The sequence below is a fragment of the Sphingobium sp. SG1 genome (genome assembly GCF_057063145.1).
In genome coordinates this window covers 243,723-257,516 of the sequence record NZ_JBVVOJ010000003.1, presented here as the reverse complement: position 1 = coordinate 257,516, position 13,794 = coordinate 243,723, and the positions used below count along the sequence as shown (strand labels likewise).

14 protein-coding genes and 1 riboswitch are annotated in these 13,794 nt (G+C 67.7%); of the genes, 4 read left to right on the top strand and 10 right to left on the bottom strand.

The features are described 5' to 3' along the window. Positions 1-102 precede the first annotated feature (102 nt). Genes AC0KVN_RS09180 through AC0KVN_RS09170 form a run of 3 tightly spaced genes read right to left on the bottom strand, consistent with a single transcriptional unit; the run spans position 103 to position 1,762 of the window. Positions 103-750 (bottom strand): heme exporter protein CcmB, encoded by a 648-nt coding sequence (locus AC0KVN_RS09180; RefSeq protein ID WP_313394635.1) that lies wholly within the window; start codon positions 748-750, stop codon positions 103-105. Further along, complete coding sequence (gene ccmA / locus AC0KVN_RS09175) at positions 741-1,358, bottom strand: heme ABC exporter ATP-binding protein CcmA (protein ID WP_313394634.1); 618 nt, start codon at positions 1,356-1,358, stop codon at positions 741-743. The genes AC0KVN_RS09180 and ccmA overlap by 10 nt, the downstream gene beginning before the upstream one ends. Then, complete coding sequence (locus AC0KVN_RS09170) at positions 1,355-1,762, bottom strand: metallopeptidase family protein (RefSeq protein ID WP_004207924.1); 408 nt, start codon at positions 1,760-1,762, stop codon at positions 1,355-1,357. The genes ccmA and AC0KVN_RS09170 overlap by 4 nt, the downstream gene beginning before the upstream one ends. Positions 1,763-1,802: 40 nt before the next feature. Here AC0KVN_RS09170 and AC0KVN_RS09165 point away from each other — a divergent pair, with 40 nt between their 5' ends. Both AC0KVN_RS09165 and AC0KVN_RS09160 read left to right on the top strand, forming a co-directional pair. Continuing rightward, positions 1,803-2,093: a 4a-hydroxytetrahydrobiopterin dehydratase gene (locus tag AC0KVN_RS09165; protein WP_004207923.1), complete on the top strand. Its 291-nt coding sequence runs from the start codon at positions 1,803-1,805 to the stop codon at positions 2,091-2,093. 35 nt (positions 2,094-2,128) lie between these two features. Next, positions 2,129-2,238: riboswitch (SAM-I-IV-variant riboswitch) on the top strand. Between the two features lie 57 nt (positions 2,239-2,295). Further along, positions 2,296-3,342 (top strand): threonine aldolase family protein, encoded by a 1,047-nt coding sequence (locus AC0KVN_RS09160; RefSeq protein WP_435566736.1) that lies wholly within the window; start codon positions 2,296-2,298, stop codon positions 3,340-3,342. Between the two features lie 30 nt (positions 3,343-3,372). On the opposite strand, the gene AC0KVN_RS09155 is transcribed toward AC0KVN_RS09160, so the two are convergent. The 3 genes from AC0KVN_RS09155 to AC0KVN_RS09145 form a co-directional block, all read right to left on the bottom strand. Then, positions 3,373-3,870 carry a hypothetical protein gene (locus tag AC0KVN_RS09155; protein ID WP_048937474.1) on the bottom strand — a complete coding sequence of 166 codons (498 nt, stop codon included), beginning with the start codon at positions 3,868-3,870 and terminating at the stop codon, positions 3,373-3,375. After that, complete coding sequence (locus AC0KVN_RS09150) at positions 3,867-6,200, bottom strand: patatin-like protein (RefSeq protein WP_435566735.1); 2,334 nt, start codon at positions 6,198-6,200, stop codon at positions 3,867-3,869. Before AC0KVN_RS09150 ends, AC0KVN_RS09155 begins: the two co-directional genes overlap by 4 nt. 422 nt (positions 6,201-6,622) lie before the next feature. Next, the gene (locus tag AC0KVN_RS09145; protein ID WP_435566734.1) at positions 6,623-7,330 is read right to left on the bottom strand and encodes an endonuclease/exonuclease/phosphatase family protein; all 708 of its coding nucleotides are present in this window, start codon (positions 7,328-7,330) and stop codon (positions 6,623-6,625) included. 89 nt (positions 7,331-7,419) lie between these two features. Between AC0KVN_RS09145 and radA the strand changes: the two genes are divergently transcribed. Further along, entirely contained in the window at positions 7,420-8,787 is a 1,368-nt protein-coding gene (gene radA, locus AC0KVN_RS09140) for a DNA repair protein RadA (protein ID WP_435566733.1), read from the top strand. 10 nt (positions 8,788-8,797) lie between these two features. Further along, positions 8,798-9,322 (top strand): CvpA family protein, encoded by a 525-nt coding sequence (locus tag AC0KVN_RS09135; protein WP_435566732.1) that lies wholly within the window; start codon positions 8,798-8,800, stop codon positions 9,320-9,322. A gap of 464 nt (positions 9,323-9,786) precedes the next feature. Here AC0KVN_RS09135 and AC0KVN_RS09130 read toward each other — a convergent pair whose 3' ends face one another. From AC0KVN_RS09130 to AC0KVN_RS09115, 4 genes are all read right to left on the bottom strand, one after another. Continuing rightward, entirely contained in the window at positions 9,787-10,683 is an 897-nt protein-coding gene (locus AC0KVN_RS09130) for an NAD-dependent epimerase/dehydratase family protein (RefSeq protein ID WP_136186738.1), read from the bottom strand. Between the two features lie 24 nt (positions 10,684-10,707). Continuing rightward, on the bottom strand, positions 10,708-11,841 hold the full coding sequence (gene proB, locus AC0KVN_RS09125; RefSeq protein WP_367350111.1) for a glutamate 5-kinase: 1,134 nt from the start codon (positions 11,839-11,841) through the stop codon (positions 10,708-10,710). 132 nt (positions 11,842-11,973) lie between these two features. After that, positions 11,974-13,068, bottom strand: a complete 1,095-nt coding sequence (obgE, locus tag AC0KVN_RS09120; RefSeq protein ID WP_004207911.1) for a GTPase ObgE — start codon at positions 13,066-13,068, stop codon at positions 11,974-11,976. 30 nt (positions 13,069-13,098) lie between these two features. Further along, positions 13,099-13,779, bottom strand: coding sequence for a TetR/AcrR family transcriptional regulator (locus AC0KVN_RS09115; protein WP_069338537.1), 681 nt, complete (start codon positions 13,777-13,779; stop codon positions 13,099-13,101). Positions 13,780-13,794 lie beyond the last annotated feature (15 nt).

Genomic DNA, 13,794 nt, shown 5'->3' with positions numbered 1-13,794 from the left:
ACCTCGCGCTTGGCGGGCATGCCGCGCTGTCGGAGTTTGTTGCGATGCAGCATGGGACCATTGCGGCCCGCCAATGTCAACGCCTTGCGCGTTGCACAAACCTCATTCCCGACCCGCGCGGATCGCCGCGCCGCCCGCGATCGGCGTGATCGCGACCAGCAGCAGCGAGGCGGCACCCAGGAATTTGAACGCGGCGCCGCTGCCGTCGCCCAAAGTGCCCGCGCCAAAGATCAGCAGCGGTACCGCCAGCGGCAGGGCGAGCAGGCCCGCCAGAGCCCCCGACGAGCGCAGCCCGGCGGTCAGGGTCGCCACCAGCAGGCCAAGCGCGGCCAGCGCGGGCGTGCCGATCAGCAGCCCGGCCTCCAGCGTCAGGATCGTCGCGCCGTCCAGCTTCAGCAGCGCGGCGGCGGGCAGGGCGGCGATCATCAGCGGCGGGCCAAAGCCCAGCCAATGGGCGATCAGCCGGGCGATCACCACCATCTCCTCGCTGATGCCGCGCAGCGCGATCTGGTCCAGGATGCCGGCATCGCGATCCGGCGCGACCAGCCTGTCGACCGGCAGCAGGCTGGCGAGCAGCGCCGCGATCCACAGCATGCCGCCGCCGGTGCGGGAGAGCAGGGCGGCGTCGGGACCGACCGCAAAGGGATAGAGGCTGGCGACCAGCAACAGGAAGGCGACCGGCAGCCACAGCCCGGCCGAGCGCCAGGCCTGTCCCAGGTCGCGGGCGACGAGCAGGGCGATCAGTCGCATGACGCCTCCTGCGCCGGGTCCGGCACATGGGCGGCCATCTCGATCCGCACCGGATCGGTCAGCGGCAAAGGCTGGTGCGAGGCGGCGACGACGATGCCGCCGGCCGCCAGATGGTCCGCCACCGCGGCGCCGAGCAGCGCGACCGACGCATCGTCCAGGCCATTGGCCGGTTCGTCGAGCAGCCAGATATCCGCGCCGCTGGCGATCACGCGGGCGAGCATGGCGCGCTTGCGCTGGCCGGTGGAGAGCATGCGCACGGGCACGTCGCGCAAGGGGGCGAGCGCCATGGCGTGGAGCGCGCGGTCGAGCGCGGCCGCATCCACCCGGTCAAGCTGTGCCCAGAAGCCGAGTGCGCGATGAAGCGGCAATTCCATGTCGAGCGCCAGCCGCTCGTCGGCCAGCGCGACGCTGCCCTGGCGGTCGATCGTCCCGGCATAAATGGGCAGCAGACCGGCGCACTGGCGCAGCAGGCTCGACTTGCCGATGCCGTTGGCGCCGTGCAGCAAGGCGCTGCCGCCAGCCGCCAGCACCAGGTCGACGCCGGCAAAGAGCAGGCGTCCGCCGCGCAGACAGGCCAGGCCCGACAGGCGCAGCGCCGCACCGCTCATGGGGCGACCATATCCTCCAGCACATGCATGTCGATGTCCGACAGGCCGAAATGATGGCCGATTTCATGCACCACGACATGGGTGATGAGCGCTTCGAGCGGCACGCCGGTTTCGACCCATTCGTCGAGCAGCGGGCGGCGGAAAAGATGCACGGTCGGCGGCAGATCGCCGGTCTGTGCCTCCTGCCCGAAGGGACGGCCGCTATAGAGGCCGGTCAGGCCGAAAGGATCGTCAATCTCCATCTCCTTCAATATGTCGGCGTCGGCGAAATCCTCGACCAGCATCACGACATTGGAGAGATAGGAACGGAAGGGCTCGGGCAGGCGGCTCAGGGCCTCCAGCGCGAGTGTCTCGATTTCCTGTGGGGTAGGGGCGAAGCGGAACGATTGACCAGTGTCAGGCATGGCTGTCACATAGGCGAAAGAAATAACGCAGGATAGAGAAATGCTTGCCAGACTGAACGAAACGGAACGGGCGATCGCGCTGGCGGATTTGCCCGAATGGACGGCGGTCGCCGAACCGGACGGGATTGCGCGCAGCTTCACCTTTCCCGACTTTGTCGCCGCCTTCGGCTTCATGACGCGGGTGGCGCTGCTGGCGGAAAAGGCCGACCATCATCCCGAATGGTCGAACGTCTATAATCGCGTCGAAATCACGCTCACCACCCATGATGCCGGCGGCCTGTCGCAACGGGACATCGATCTGGCGAAGGGGATAGAGGCGCTGCTGCGCTGATGCTTGACGCGGCATCGCCCGGCCGATAATCGCCCCGGCAACATCAAGAGTCGGGCCAACGTCCGACACCAACCTGCTCCCCGAGCAAGGTGGTGCCCCTCGCCAAGAGGGGGATGTGGCCGGACCGGCAATCCAACGGGACATGCAGCCACGACGACGTTGATCCGATGCTTGGTCACACACCAGCAGACGGAAGCATGACGTGCCCATTTCCACACAGCAATTTGCCAGCGACAATTATGCCGGGGCCTGCCCCGAGGCGCTCGACGCGATGCTCGCGGCGAACAGCGGATCGGCGACGGCCTATGGCGAGGATGAATGGACGCAGCGCGCCGCGGACAATTTCCGCACCCTGTTCGGCGGCGATGCGGAGGTCTTCTTCGTCTTCAACGGCACCGCCGCCAATTCGCTGGCGCTCGCGGCGCTGTGCCAGTCCTATCATAGCGTGATCTGTTCGGCCGCCGCCCATGTCGAGACCGACGAATGCGGCGCGCCCGAATTCTTCTCCAACGGATCGAAGCTGCTCGCCGCGCCCTCGGCCGACGGCAAGCTGACGCCCGACGCGATCCGGCAGCTCGCGACCAGCCGATCCGACATCCATTTCCCCAAGCCGCGCGTCGTCACCATCACCCAGCCGACCGAGACCGGCCTAGTCTACACGGTCGAGGAAGTGCGCGCGATTTCGGCCGTGTGCCGCGAACTGGGGCTGAAACTGCATATGGACGGCGCGCGCTTTGCCCATGCCTGCGCCAGCCTGGGCTGTGACCCGGCGGAGATCAGCTGGAAGGCGGGCGTCGACGTGCTCTGCTTTGGCGGCACCAAGAATGGCATGGCCGTGGGCGAGGCGGTGATCTTCTTCGACCGCGCGCTGGCGCAGGATTTCGACTATCGCTGCAAGCAGGCGGGACAGCTGGCGTCGAAGATGCGTTTCCTGTCGGCGCCCTGGATCGGCCTGCTGGAAAGCGGCGCCTGGCTGCGCAATGCCCGCCATGGCAATGCTTGTGCGACCCGGCTGGCGGCGGCGATCGCCGACTTGCCGGATGTCAGCCCGATCTTCCCGGTGGAGGCTAATGCGCTGTTCCTGTCGGCCCCCGCGGAGGTGCTGGACGCATTGCGTGCGCGCGGCTGGCGTTTCTACACCTTCATCGGCGGCGGCGCGCGATTCATGTTCGCCTGGGATGCGCAGGTGGAACGGGTCGACGAACTGGCCCGCGACATCAGGGAAGCCTGCCTGGCGGTCGCCGCCTGACCGGATGGCGCTAGTGCCGGCGAGGCGGCCTCAGGGTTCCTCGCCCTCGATCCGGGCGTCATAGCTGCTCAGCGCGCTGATGACGTCCGGCATCTTTTCGTAGCGCTTGCGCAGCAAGGCCAGCTTCGCATCGGTGCCGGAGCAGAGTTCGGCGACGCTTTCCTCGATATAGGCGCGCCGTTCCGCATCATAGGGTTCCTCGCCGCGGAAATGGTCGCAGCTGTCGCGGTCGACCATGAAGGCGGTGACTTCGCGCGGGAAGGGGGCGGGCTGGGCCGCGTTGCTGGACGGCGGCAGGTCGAGCGAATTGGTCGGGCCGGGCGGGCCGACGGTGACGATCGGCGCCGGGCGCGAGGGCAGGACGGCGGGGGGAGCGGGCGGCGGCGGATCGGGCTGGACGACGGCAACGGCCACCTGCTGCGGCGCGCTGGCCGGGGCGGCCTGTGCGCTGTCATCGGACGAGCCCTTGCAGCCGGTGACGAGCACCAGCGCCAGCATCATCGGAAACAGCTTCAAACGCCCCTTCACCCGATTTCCTCCCGCAGTCCGGCGATCAGATCCGCAACATGCGGCAAGCGCGACTCTTCCTCGTCGAGGATCGCCAGAAACGCCGCCCGCCTATAGTTGCGCAACGCCCCTTCGGGAAGACGGGTTGGGGCAGGAATTGCGGAAATTACGATATCCAGCAGACGCTCCACCCCATGGAGCCTGCCCCACAGATAGTCATTCTCCCGATAGACCCGGCTGAAGAAGGCGCCAAAATTGTTGAATTCTATGCCTTTTAGCGTGGCGTTAGCGCCGCCGGCGCGGATGGCGGTGCAATCTTCGGGCGAAATCCGGTCGACCTTGATCGGATCATATTCATCGACAGCGTCACCCTGAAGCAACGGTAAGGTCGCGATGTCGGAGAAGGGAAAGCCGAGATAGGCCAGCAACATGGTGCGGCGCCCGGCCTTGGGCAGGTTGGCGAGCGCCTCGGCCAGCAGCATGTCGGCCGCCTCGTCGCGGGCACGCAGGCCGCGCGCCTGCGCCATCGCCTCCAGCGCGGCACCGGCATCGGTCGGCACCTGCGCCGCGGCGGCGCGGACATGGTCATTGTAGAAATCATTGCCCTCGCATTCGGTGTAGAGGGCGAGCGCGCGATAGATGGCGTCGTGCATCGCCTGCACCGCTTCGCTGTCGGCATCGGCCTCCAGTTCCAGCGTCTCGGCCAGCCGCCGGGCCAGGAAACGCAGGCGGCGGATGCGGAAGGCCAGGTCATGGGTGCGGAAGAACAGGACGGGCGCGGCGGCGGAGCCGGCATCCTCGGTCAACTGGTCGGCGCCGATCGCGCGCACCTGCTTCCAGATCGCCTGGCGATAGGCTTCGCGCATCATCGGCGCATCCTCGCCGCTCAGTTGGAACAGCCGTGCGGCCAGATCCTCGACGATGCCCGACAGCTTGAGATGGGCATAAGCGGGGAAGGCGAATCCGGCCGATGCGGCGGCGCGCTGCTGCGCCTTGCCGCGCCAGGCCGACAGGCGGGCCGGCGTTGGCCGGTCGAGGAACAGCATGCGGCCGATCGCCCCCTCCACCTCCGCCTCGATACCGGGGCGCAGCGCCTGGATGATCCGGCCCATGCGGCGGATGCGGGCGGAATGGCGGTCGATCGCCTCCAGATTGTCGCGGATCGGCTGCTCGCGCGGAATGTCCGACAGCGCGCCGAAGATGGTGCGGAAAAAGCCCGGCAGCGGCGCATTCTCGCCGATCGGCGCGGCTTCCTCCTCGCCCTCGCGATTAAGGTGGATCGACCGGTGGCCGGGCTTGGGATCGATATAGACGAAGCGGCGGTCGACCTCGCGCCGCGACGGCCGGTTCTTGAGCGCGCCGATCGCCTGGGCAAAGGGGGCGTTGGCCAGCACCGATCCGTCGATCAGCACCGCGTCCTCCGCCTCGCCCCGTGCCGCGCGGCGGGGCAACACGCGCGCCAGGAAGGCGTCGCGGCCGGGCCAGGCGCGGTGGCGCCGCTTCAATACCCGGTCCAGTTCGCGCACGGTGAAGGGTGGAAAGGCGCCGGGGAAGCTGGCGGTGGCGCGCGCGGCAAAGACCAGTTCGGCTGGATCGGCAAAGCCGCTGGCGCTGCCGCCGCGTCCGCGAAAGCCGATCGATAGCCGATGCTCGGTCTCGATCACCTGGGGCGGGCTGTTGAGGCTCAGGCTCTGCACATGGCCGTCGAAATCGGTGACGGTGACGAACAGGTCGAGCGGATGACCGTCGGGCAGCAGCGACGGCCCGGCCGGCGTGGCGGCCATGGCGTCGAACGCGTCGAGCAGCATGGTCGAGAATATTTCCCCGCCAAAGGGCGGCTCGAACCAGCGCGAGCGGATGAAGCGCGACAATTTCATCCGCACCTCCTCGCGCGTGTCGGGCGCTACCGTGCGCTCGACCGCGTCGCCGGGGCGGCGCGCGGCCATCCATACCAGCGGCGTCGCCCAGAATTTGGTCAGTGCGCGGGCGGGGCGGGCGTCGGGATCGAGCAGTTCGTCGACATCGGCATTGTCGAGCCACAGCGCAGTGAGTGGCTCCAGCGACTGGCCGGTCTCGATCGCCTGGGCCAGGAAGATGCCGTTGATGCCACCCGCGCTGGCGCCGGCGATGATGTCGGGCAGGATGCGCAGCCGCGTGCCGCTCGCCGCCTCGATATCGGCGAGCAGATGATGGTAGACCGCCTCGCTCGCCCCCTGCGGTGCGGTGCCGTCATGAAAGGCCCGGCTCGCCCGCGTCAGGTGCCAGATTTCCTTGGTGATGCCGTGCATGTAGACAGCCAGGCTGATCCCGCCATAACAGACGAGCGCGAGGCGTAATTCCTTCTCCCTCATGGGGATAGGGATCGCAAAGCCAGGCCGCCTTGTCGAGAGGCGGAATGTCCCACCCCCTGTCCGAAAGCGGGAAGGGGGGATGGCGGGGTGGGTGGCTAAGCAACGGCCTGTTTTCCACCGTCATCCCCGCGCAGGCGGGGATCCATCTCCCCAGCGTCTGACCAGATGCAAGGTCAGGGGATGGATTCCCGCCTACGCGGGAATGACAAAATGGGGTGGGAACAAGACATAGCCCCTCCCTTCCAGGGAGGGGTTGGGGTGGGTTGCGAGCGTAGCGAGCTTCTGCCCTATCGACCGTAGACCGCCGCTACGCGGCGCACCCACCCCCGGCCCCTCCCTGGAAGGGAGGGGAGTAGGAAACGTCCGCTTCTGGTCGCTTCCAGACCCTCTGCCGTCCCCCCCCCCCCCAACACGCGCCGCATTCACCCCAGCTTGAACTCCGCCCAGATCGGCAGATGGTCCGACGCCTTGCGCGCGGCGGCGCTTTCGTGGACGCCGCTGTCGACCAGGCGGATGCGACCGCAATGCATGATCCGGTCGAGCCGGGCGACCGGGCGGCGCGCGTGGAAGCTGCGGCCGCAGGGTGCGAAGCTGTAATGGCGGGCAAAGTCGGCGAGGCAACCGCGTTCGGCGCTCCATTCGTTGAGGTCGCCCATCAGCACCGTCGGCAGGGCGTGGCCCTGGCCCTGGGCCGCGGCATGGATGACCGCCGCGGCCTGCTTGCGCCGCCACAGCCCCGACAGGTCGAGATGCATGCCGAACACGCGCAGGGTCGCGCCCTTGATCCCGACCTCCGCCATGGTCGCGCCGCGCGGTTCCAGGCAGGGCAGGTGCAGCACGTCATAGGCGGCGACCTCCGCCTCCTTGCGGACGATGATGGCATTGCCGTGCCAGCCCATGCTGTCGGTCTGGACATTGAGCGGCACCGGCTTGTAGCCGCTCTGGCGCTCGAGCAGCAGCGGCGGGATCGCGGCATAGCGTATGCCGAAGCGCCGGTCGGCCTCCTGCAGCGCGATGATGTCGGCATCCACCTCGTTCAGCACGTCGATCACCCGCTCGGGCGAGCGGCGGCGGTCGGTGCCGATGGCCTTGCGGATATTATAGCTGGCGACGCGGATCGTGGCGGACATGCTGCTTCAATGCGCCAGCCGCGCGGGGGTTTCCAGCCTCGATGCAAGATCGCGTTTGTGTTCCTTTTATGTTCTGTTATGCGTGGGCCATGGCCAAGGCAAAGCGCAAATTCGTCTGTCAACGATGCGGCACCGTTTCCGGCCGGTGGCAGGGGCAGTGCGATGACTGCGGCGAATGGAACAGCATCGTCGAGGAAGCGGCCGAGACCGTCTTTTCCGCCAAGCATGACCTGCAGGGTGGTGGCCGGGCGATCACCCTGATCGGCCTCGACAGCAAGGTGGAACTGCCCGCGCGCACCAGTACCGGCATCGCCGAGTTCGACCGGGCGCTGGGCGGCGGCATCGTGCCGGGATCGGCCACGCTGATCGGCGGCGATCCGGGCATCGGCAAGTCGACCCTGCTGCTGCAGGCGGCGGCGCGGGTCGCCTCGCGCGGGCTGACCGTCGCCTATATCAGTGGTGAGGAGGCGTCGGATCAGGTGCGGCTGCGCGCCCAGCGGCTGGGCCTGGGCAATGCGCCGGTGCAACTGGCGAGCGCGACATCGGTGCGCGATATCCTCACGACGCTGAGCGACGGCGTGCCGCCCGCGCTGCTCATCATCGATTCGATCCAGACCATGCATAGCGACCTGATCGAGGGCGCGCCCGGCACCGTCAGCCAGGTGCGCGCATCGAGCCAGGAACTGATCAAATTCGCCAAGCAGCGCGGCACCGCGCTGATCCTGGTCGGCCATGTCACCAAGGATGGCAGCATCGCCGGCCCGCGCGTGCTGGAACATATGGTCGACACGGTGCTGGCGTTCGAGGGCGAGCGCAGCCACCAATATCGCATCCTGCGCGCGATCAAGAATCGCTTTGGCGGCACCGACGAGATCGGCGTCTTCTCGATGGTCGCTGAGGGGCTGGAGGAGGTCGCCAATCCGTCCGCTTTGTTCCTCACCAATCGCGACGAGACGGTGACGGGCGCCACCGTCTTCCCCGCGCTCGAAGGGACGCGGCCGGTGCTGGTCGAGATCCAGGCGCTGGTCGTGCGGCTGTCGAGCGGGGCGACGCCCCGGCGCGCGGTGGTCGGCTGGGACAGCGGCCGGCTGGCGATGATCCTCGCCGTGCTGGAGGCGCGCTGCGGCCTCAGCTTCTCGACCTGCGAAGTCTATCTCAATGTCGCGGGCGGCTATCGCCTGTCCGATCCGGCCGCCGACCTGGCCGTCGCCGCCGCTTTGATGTCGGCCTTGTCGGAACGGCCGGTGCCCGCCGATGTCGTGCTGTTCGGCGAGATTGCGCTGTCGAGCGAGATCAGGCCCGTCTCGCACACGCCGCTGCGGCTGCGGGAATCGGCGAAACTGGGCTTCAATCGCGCCTTCGTGCCGGCGTCGGGCGCGGACGGGGTGAAGGGGATTTCGGTCAGCGGCTTCCGCACGCTTGCACAGCTGGTTGACCAGATGCTCGGGCGCGGATAGCCAGCGCGGCATGAACGCCGTCGATATCCTCGTCCTCCTCCTCATCGGCGGTTGCGCCATATTCGGCCTGCTGCGCGGGTTCGTGACCGAAACCCTGTCGCTGATCGCCTGGGTCGCGGGCATCTTCGCGATCAGCCTGTTCCACGCTTCCGTGACCGAATTGCTGACCAGCTTCGTCGGCAGCGAGAGCGGGGCGGCGGTGCTGGCCTTCTTCCTGATCTTCGCCGTCACCTTTGGCGCTGGCAAGCTGCTCGCCCGATCGATCGGCCAGCGCACCCGCCAGTCGGTGCTCGGCCCGATCGACCGGGTGCTGGGCGGCGGCTTCGGCGCGATCAAGGGGCTGATCGGCGCGACCCTGGTCTTCCTCGCCTTCTCCCTGGTCTATGACACATTCTACGGCAGCGGCGCGCGCCGCCCCGACTGGCTGTCCGACGCCCGCACCTATCCGCTGCTCAACGCCAGCGGCAAGGCGATCAGCGAATTTGTCGACGAACAGCGCGCGCAGCAACCGGCGGAGTCCGATCCGGCGGCGTGACCGGGTTGGATGGCTTACGGCCATCCCACCGACGTCATGCTGAACTTGTTTCAGCATCGATCAAGCCTAACAAACCATTGGTCTATTGGGAGGAATGGACCCTGAAACAAGTTCAGGGTGACGATGATGGGATGGGCGGTTCTTGGTCGAAACTCGACCCGTCACGCCCGCATGCCGCTGTCCTACAGCTCTGCCCCTGTTCTAAGCTGGGGCATGACGCTGCCGCTCATCCTGCCTCCGCTATCCATGCAACTGGCGCGCGACGGGGGCGTCGCTGTCGCTGCGCAGGTGCGCGGGTGGGGCCTTGTCGGGGCGTGCCGGGCGCGTCTGCCGAACCTGCCATGGCGCGTTACCGGCGCGTGGGCGGTGCATCATGGGGGCGAAGCAGGTGCAAATGCCCCGGAAAGGCCGTTTACACTATGAACTTCGGTCGTGACCCGCGCGGACTCGTGTCCTTGGGCGGGCTACAGCCAGCCCTTGGCGCGATAGGCTTCGACCGTGGCCTTGAGCCCTTCCTCGGTCGGGATCTGCGGCGTCCACAGCCGCTTGGGCGGCTGCTTGCGCTTGGCGACGACCCAGTCGGGATGGCAGAAATAATCGACCCGGTCGGGGGTCAGCTTGGCGTTGCGGCCGCGCACCAGCCGGTCGAGCCGGGCGGCGGTCGCCAGCAGCCATTGCGGCGTCGCGAAGGTGCGGACATTGCGACCCACGGCCCGGCCGATCGCCTGGCCGAATTCCTGATGGTCCCAGCCGCCGGGCGTCGCATCGTCCGCCTCATAGGTGCGGGTCTGGCTCTGCTCCTTTTCGCAGGCGAGCGTCAGCAGCAGGCGGGAAAGATCGGCGACATGGATCACCGACAGCCGGCCGCCGGGCGGCAGCAGCATGATGCCGCGCTTGGCCATGCGGAACAGTTCCAGCATTTCCTGGTCATTGGGGCCATAGATGGCGGGCGGGCGCACGATCGTCCAGTCGAGGCCGCTGGCCTTCACATGGCGTTCGGCCAGTTCCTTCGACCAGCCATAGTCCGACATGCCCGGTTCGCGCGCGGCGAGCGAGGAGACATGGACGAGCCGGCGCACACCGCGTTTGCGCATGGCGTCGACCACCGCCATCGTGCCGCGCGCATTGCCCGCCTCGAACCCCTCGCGGTCGGGCGCGTTCACCACGCCCGCGATATGGATCACGGCATCGGCGTCGCGCACCAGCGTGTCGAGCGCGGCGGTATCGTCGAGCGAGCCGGGCACCCATTTGAGATGGGCGCGGGGTGGCTGGGCCCGGCGGGTGAGGGCGTTGACCTGGAGACCGGCGGCAAGCGCCTGATCGAGCGTTTCGGCGCCGACGAAACCCGTCGCGCCGGTCATGGCAATTCTAAGGGACATAATAGGTCAGACCATCGCCATATGGTCGCGATGGACCAGCACGGTGCGGGACATTTCGCCAAGCAGGGCGGGAATGTCCTCGCTGCGGCGGCCGGCGATCTTCGCGGCGGCCTCGCTGTCATATTCGATGAGGCCACGGGCGATCACCCGGCCGTCCTGATTGAGAATGTCGACCACGTCGCCGCGCGCGAACACACCCTCGACCCGCGCGACGCCGGCCGGCAGCAGGCTGTTGCCCTTGCCCAGAGCGGCTTCGGCGCCGGCATCGACGATGATCCGGCCGAGCACGGTGAGGCGGCCCGAGAGCCAGCCCTTGCGCGCGCCCTGGCTTTCGGCGGCCAGGAAGATCGAGCCGCGGCCGCCATTGGCCCAATGGCTGAGCGGGGCGTCGACCTTGCCCGAAATGATGGCGAGATGGGCGCCGGCGCCGGTGGCGATTTGTGCCGCCTGGATCTTCGACACCATGCCGCCCGATCCCATGCCCGAAGCCGAACCGGTGTCGGCCATGGCGGCAATGCGCGCGTCGATGCGCTCTATCCTCTCGATCAGCATGGCATTCGCATCGGCGTGCGGGTTGGCGGTGTAAAGCCCGTCCACGTCCGACAGCAGCACAACCGCGTCGGCCCGTGCCGCCTGTCCGATGCGCGCCGCAAGGCGATCATTGTCGCCAAAGCGGATCTCCGCCGTGGCGACGCTGTCATTCTCGTTCACCACCGGCACGACGTCGAGCGCCATCAGCCGCTCCAGCGTGGCCGAGGCGTTGAGATAGCGGCGGCGATGCTCCAGATCGTCGAGCGTCACCAGCATCTGCGCGGCGGTAATGCCCTTTTCATGCAGCAGGCTGGCCCAGCATTGCGACAGGGCGATCTGGCCGGTGGCGGCGGCCGCCTGCGCATCCTCCAGGCTGCCGCGCCCGCCCTTGGGCAGCTTCAGCCGGCGCGCGCCCAGCGCGATCGCGCCCGACGACACGATGATGACCTGTTGCCCGGCCGCCTTGCGCGCGGCGACATCGGCCACCAGCGTGCGCAGCCAGTCGACGCGCACTTCCCCGGCCGGATCGACCAGCAGCGCCGACCCGATCTTGATGACCAGGCGGCGGACCAGGGCAGGGGGAAAGCCGGACAGGGCGTTCGTGGCCACTTTTACAACAACATCCGTTCGGTTCGAGCCCTTCGACGACGCCTGCGGCGTCGCTCAGGACAGGCTTTGTCGAGAACCTCGCGCGCAGTTCTCGACAAGCTCGAACCGAACGGAGATAAGTTTATTGATGCCTTAGATCGGCGACCAGGTGGCTTCGCCGTCGCTGTCGTCGGCGTCGTCCTCTTCACGATCCTCGTCGAGCATTTCCAGCACGGCGTCGAGCAACGGGGTGACGCCTTCGCCGGTCGCGCCGGAGATGATGAAGACATCTTCCACGCCGGCCTGCTCGCGCAACTGTTCGGCAATGTCTTCCATCAACTCCTGGCCCAGCAGGTCGCCCTTGTTGAGCACCACGATCTGCGGCTTTTCGTCCAGCCCGCCGCCATAGGCAGCCAGTTCGTCGGTGACGATGCGGAACGCTTCGACCGGATCGTCACCGGTCGCGTCGATCAGGTGCAGCAGCACGCGGCAGCGCTCGATATGGCCCAGGAACCGGTCGCCGATGCCCGCGCCCTCGGCCGCGCCCGCGATCAGGCCGGGAATGTCGGCCAGCACGAATTCGCGATCACGGTGCAGCACCACGCCAAGCTGCGGCTTGGTGGTGGTGAACGCATAGGCACCGACCTTCGCCTTGGTGTTCGTCACCTGGTTGATCAGGGTCGACTTGCCGGCGTTGGGCATGCCGACCAGGCCGACATCGGCCAGCAGCTTGAGCCGCAGCCAGACCCACATTTCCTGGCCCGGCCAGCCGGTGCCATGCTGGCGCGGCGCACGGTTGGTGCTGGTCTTGTAGGACAGGTTGCCGCGGCCGCCGTCGCCGCCGCGCAGGAAGCTCACACGCTGCCCCACCTCGGTGAAGTCGGCCAGGATTTCCTGTTCCTCATATTCGGGATAGCCGTCTTCGTCCTCGGTCCCCTCGATCGGCTGGGGATCGGACAGGATCTGGGTGCCGACCGGCACCTTGACGATCAGGTCGTTGCCGCCGGCGCCATAGCGGTTCTTGCCCATGCCGGGCATGCCGCGCTGCGCCTTGAAATGCTGGGTGTAGCGGAAGTCGATCAGCGTGTTGAGGCCGGCCACGGCCTCGAAGATGATGTCGCCGCCCTTGCCGCCATTGCCGCCGTCCGGGCCGCCATATTCGACATATTTTTCACGCCGAAAGCTGACCGCGCCGGGACCGCCCCAGCCGGACTTGATATAGATTTTTGCTTGATCGAGAAAATGCATGGCGCGCCCATAGCGTCTTCTTGGGCAAAATTAAACCTTAGCTTGCGACACTTTCGCCGTCGCCGTCAACCGGGCTTCTTCGGTCAGGGCGGAGACCAGGCTGCGGGCCGCCAGTTCGCGCGCTTTCTCGCGATTGAGGCCCAGCGCAGCGGCCATCGGGCCGCCCATCTGCGAATCGCCGAGCGCCAGCAGGACCAGCATCAGCGTATTGTCGCGGATCACCTCGGCCAGTTGCGGGCGCAGCGCGGTGGCGGCCAGCTTGTCGACCAGCCGGTGGATCGCATCGACCACCGGGTCGAGCGCATCCTCATTGCCCGATGCCAGCATCCAGCTGGCCAGCGCGCCGGCGCCGCCGGCGTCGAACGCGTCGAAGGTCATGTCGACGATCCGCCGGGGTTCGACCTCGCCGCGCCGGGCAGCGTTCACCGCGTCGCCGATCGTGGCGGTGATGGCGTCGGCCAGATAGCCGGCGAGCGCCTTCTGCAGGCCGGCGGCCGATCCGAAATGGTGGAGCAGATTGGCGTGGGTGCGGCCGATGCGATTGCCCACCGCCTTCAGCGTCACGGCCTGTGGCCCTGCTTCCAGCAGCAGGTCGCGGGCGGCTTCCAGCGCGATCAGGCGACTTTCGTCGGGGCTGAGGCGCGAGCGCTTGAGGGGGATCGGTTCGGGCAACGTGGCTTGCCCATGACACAGGGGCCGGGGGAAGGCCATAGCCATGTGCGGGGT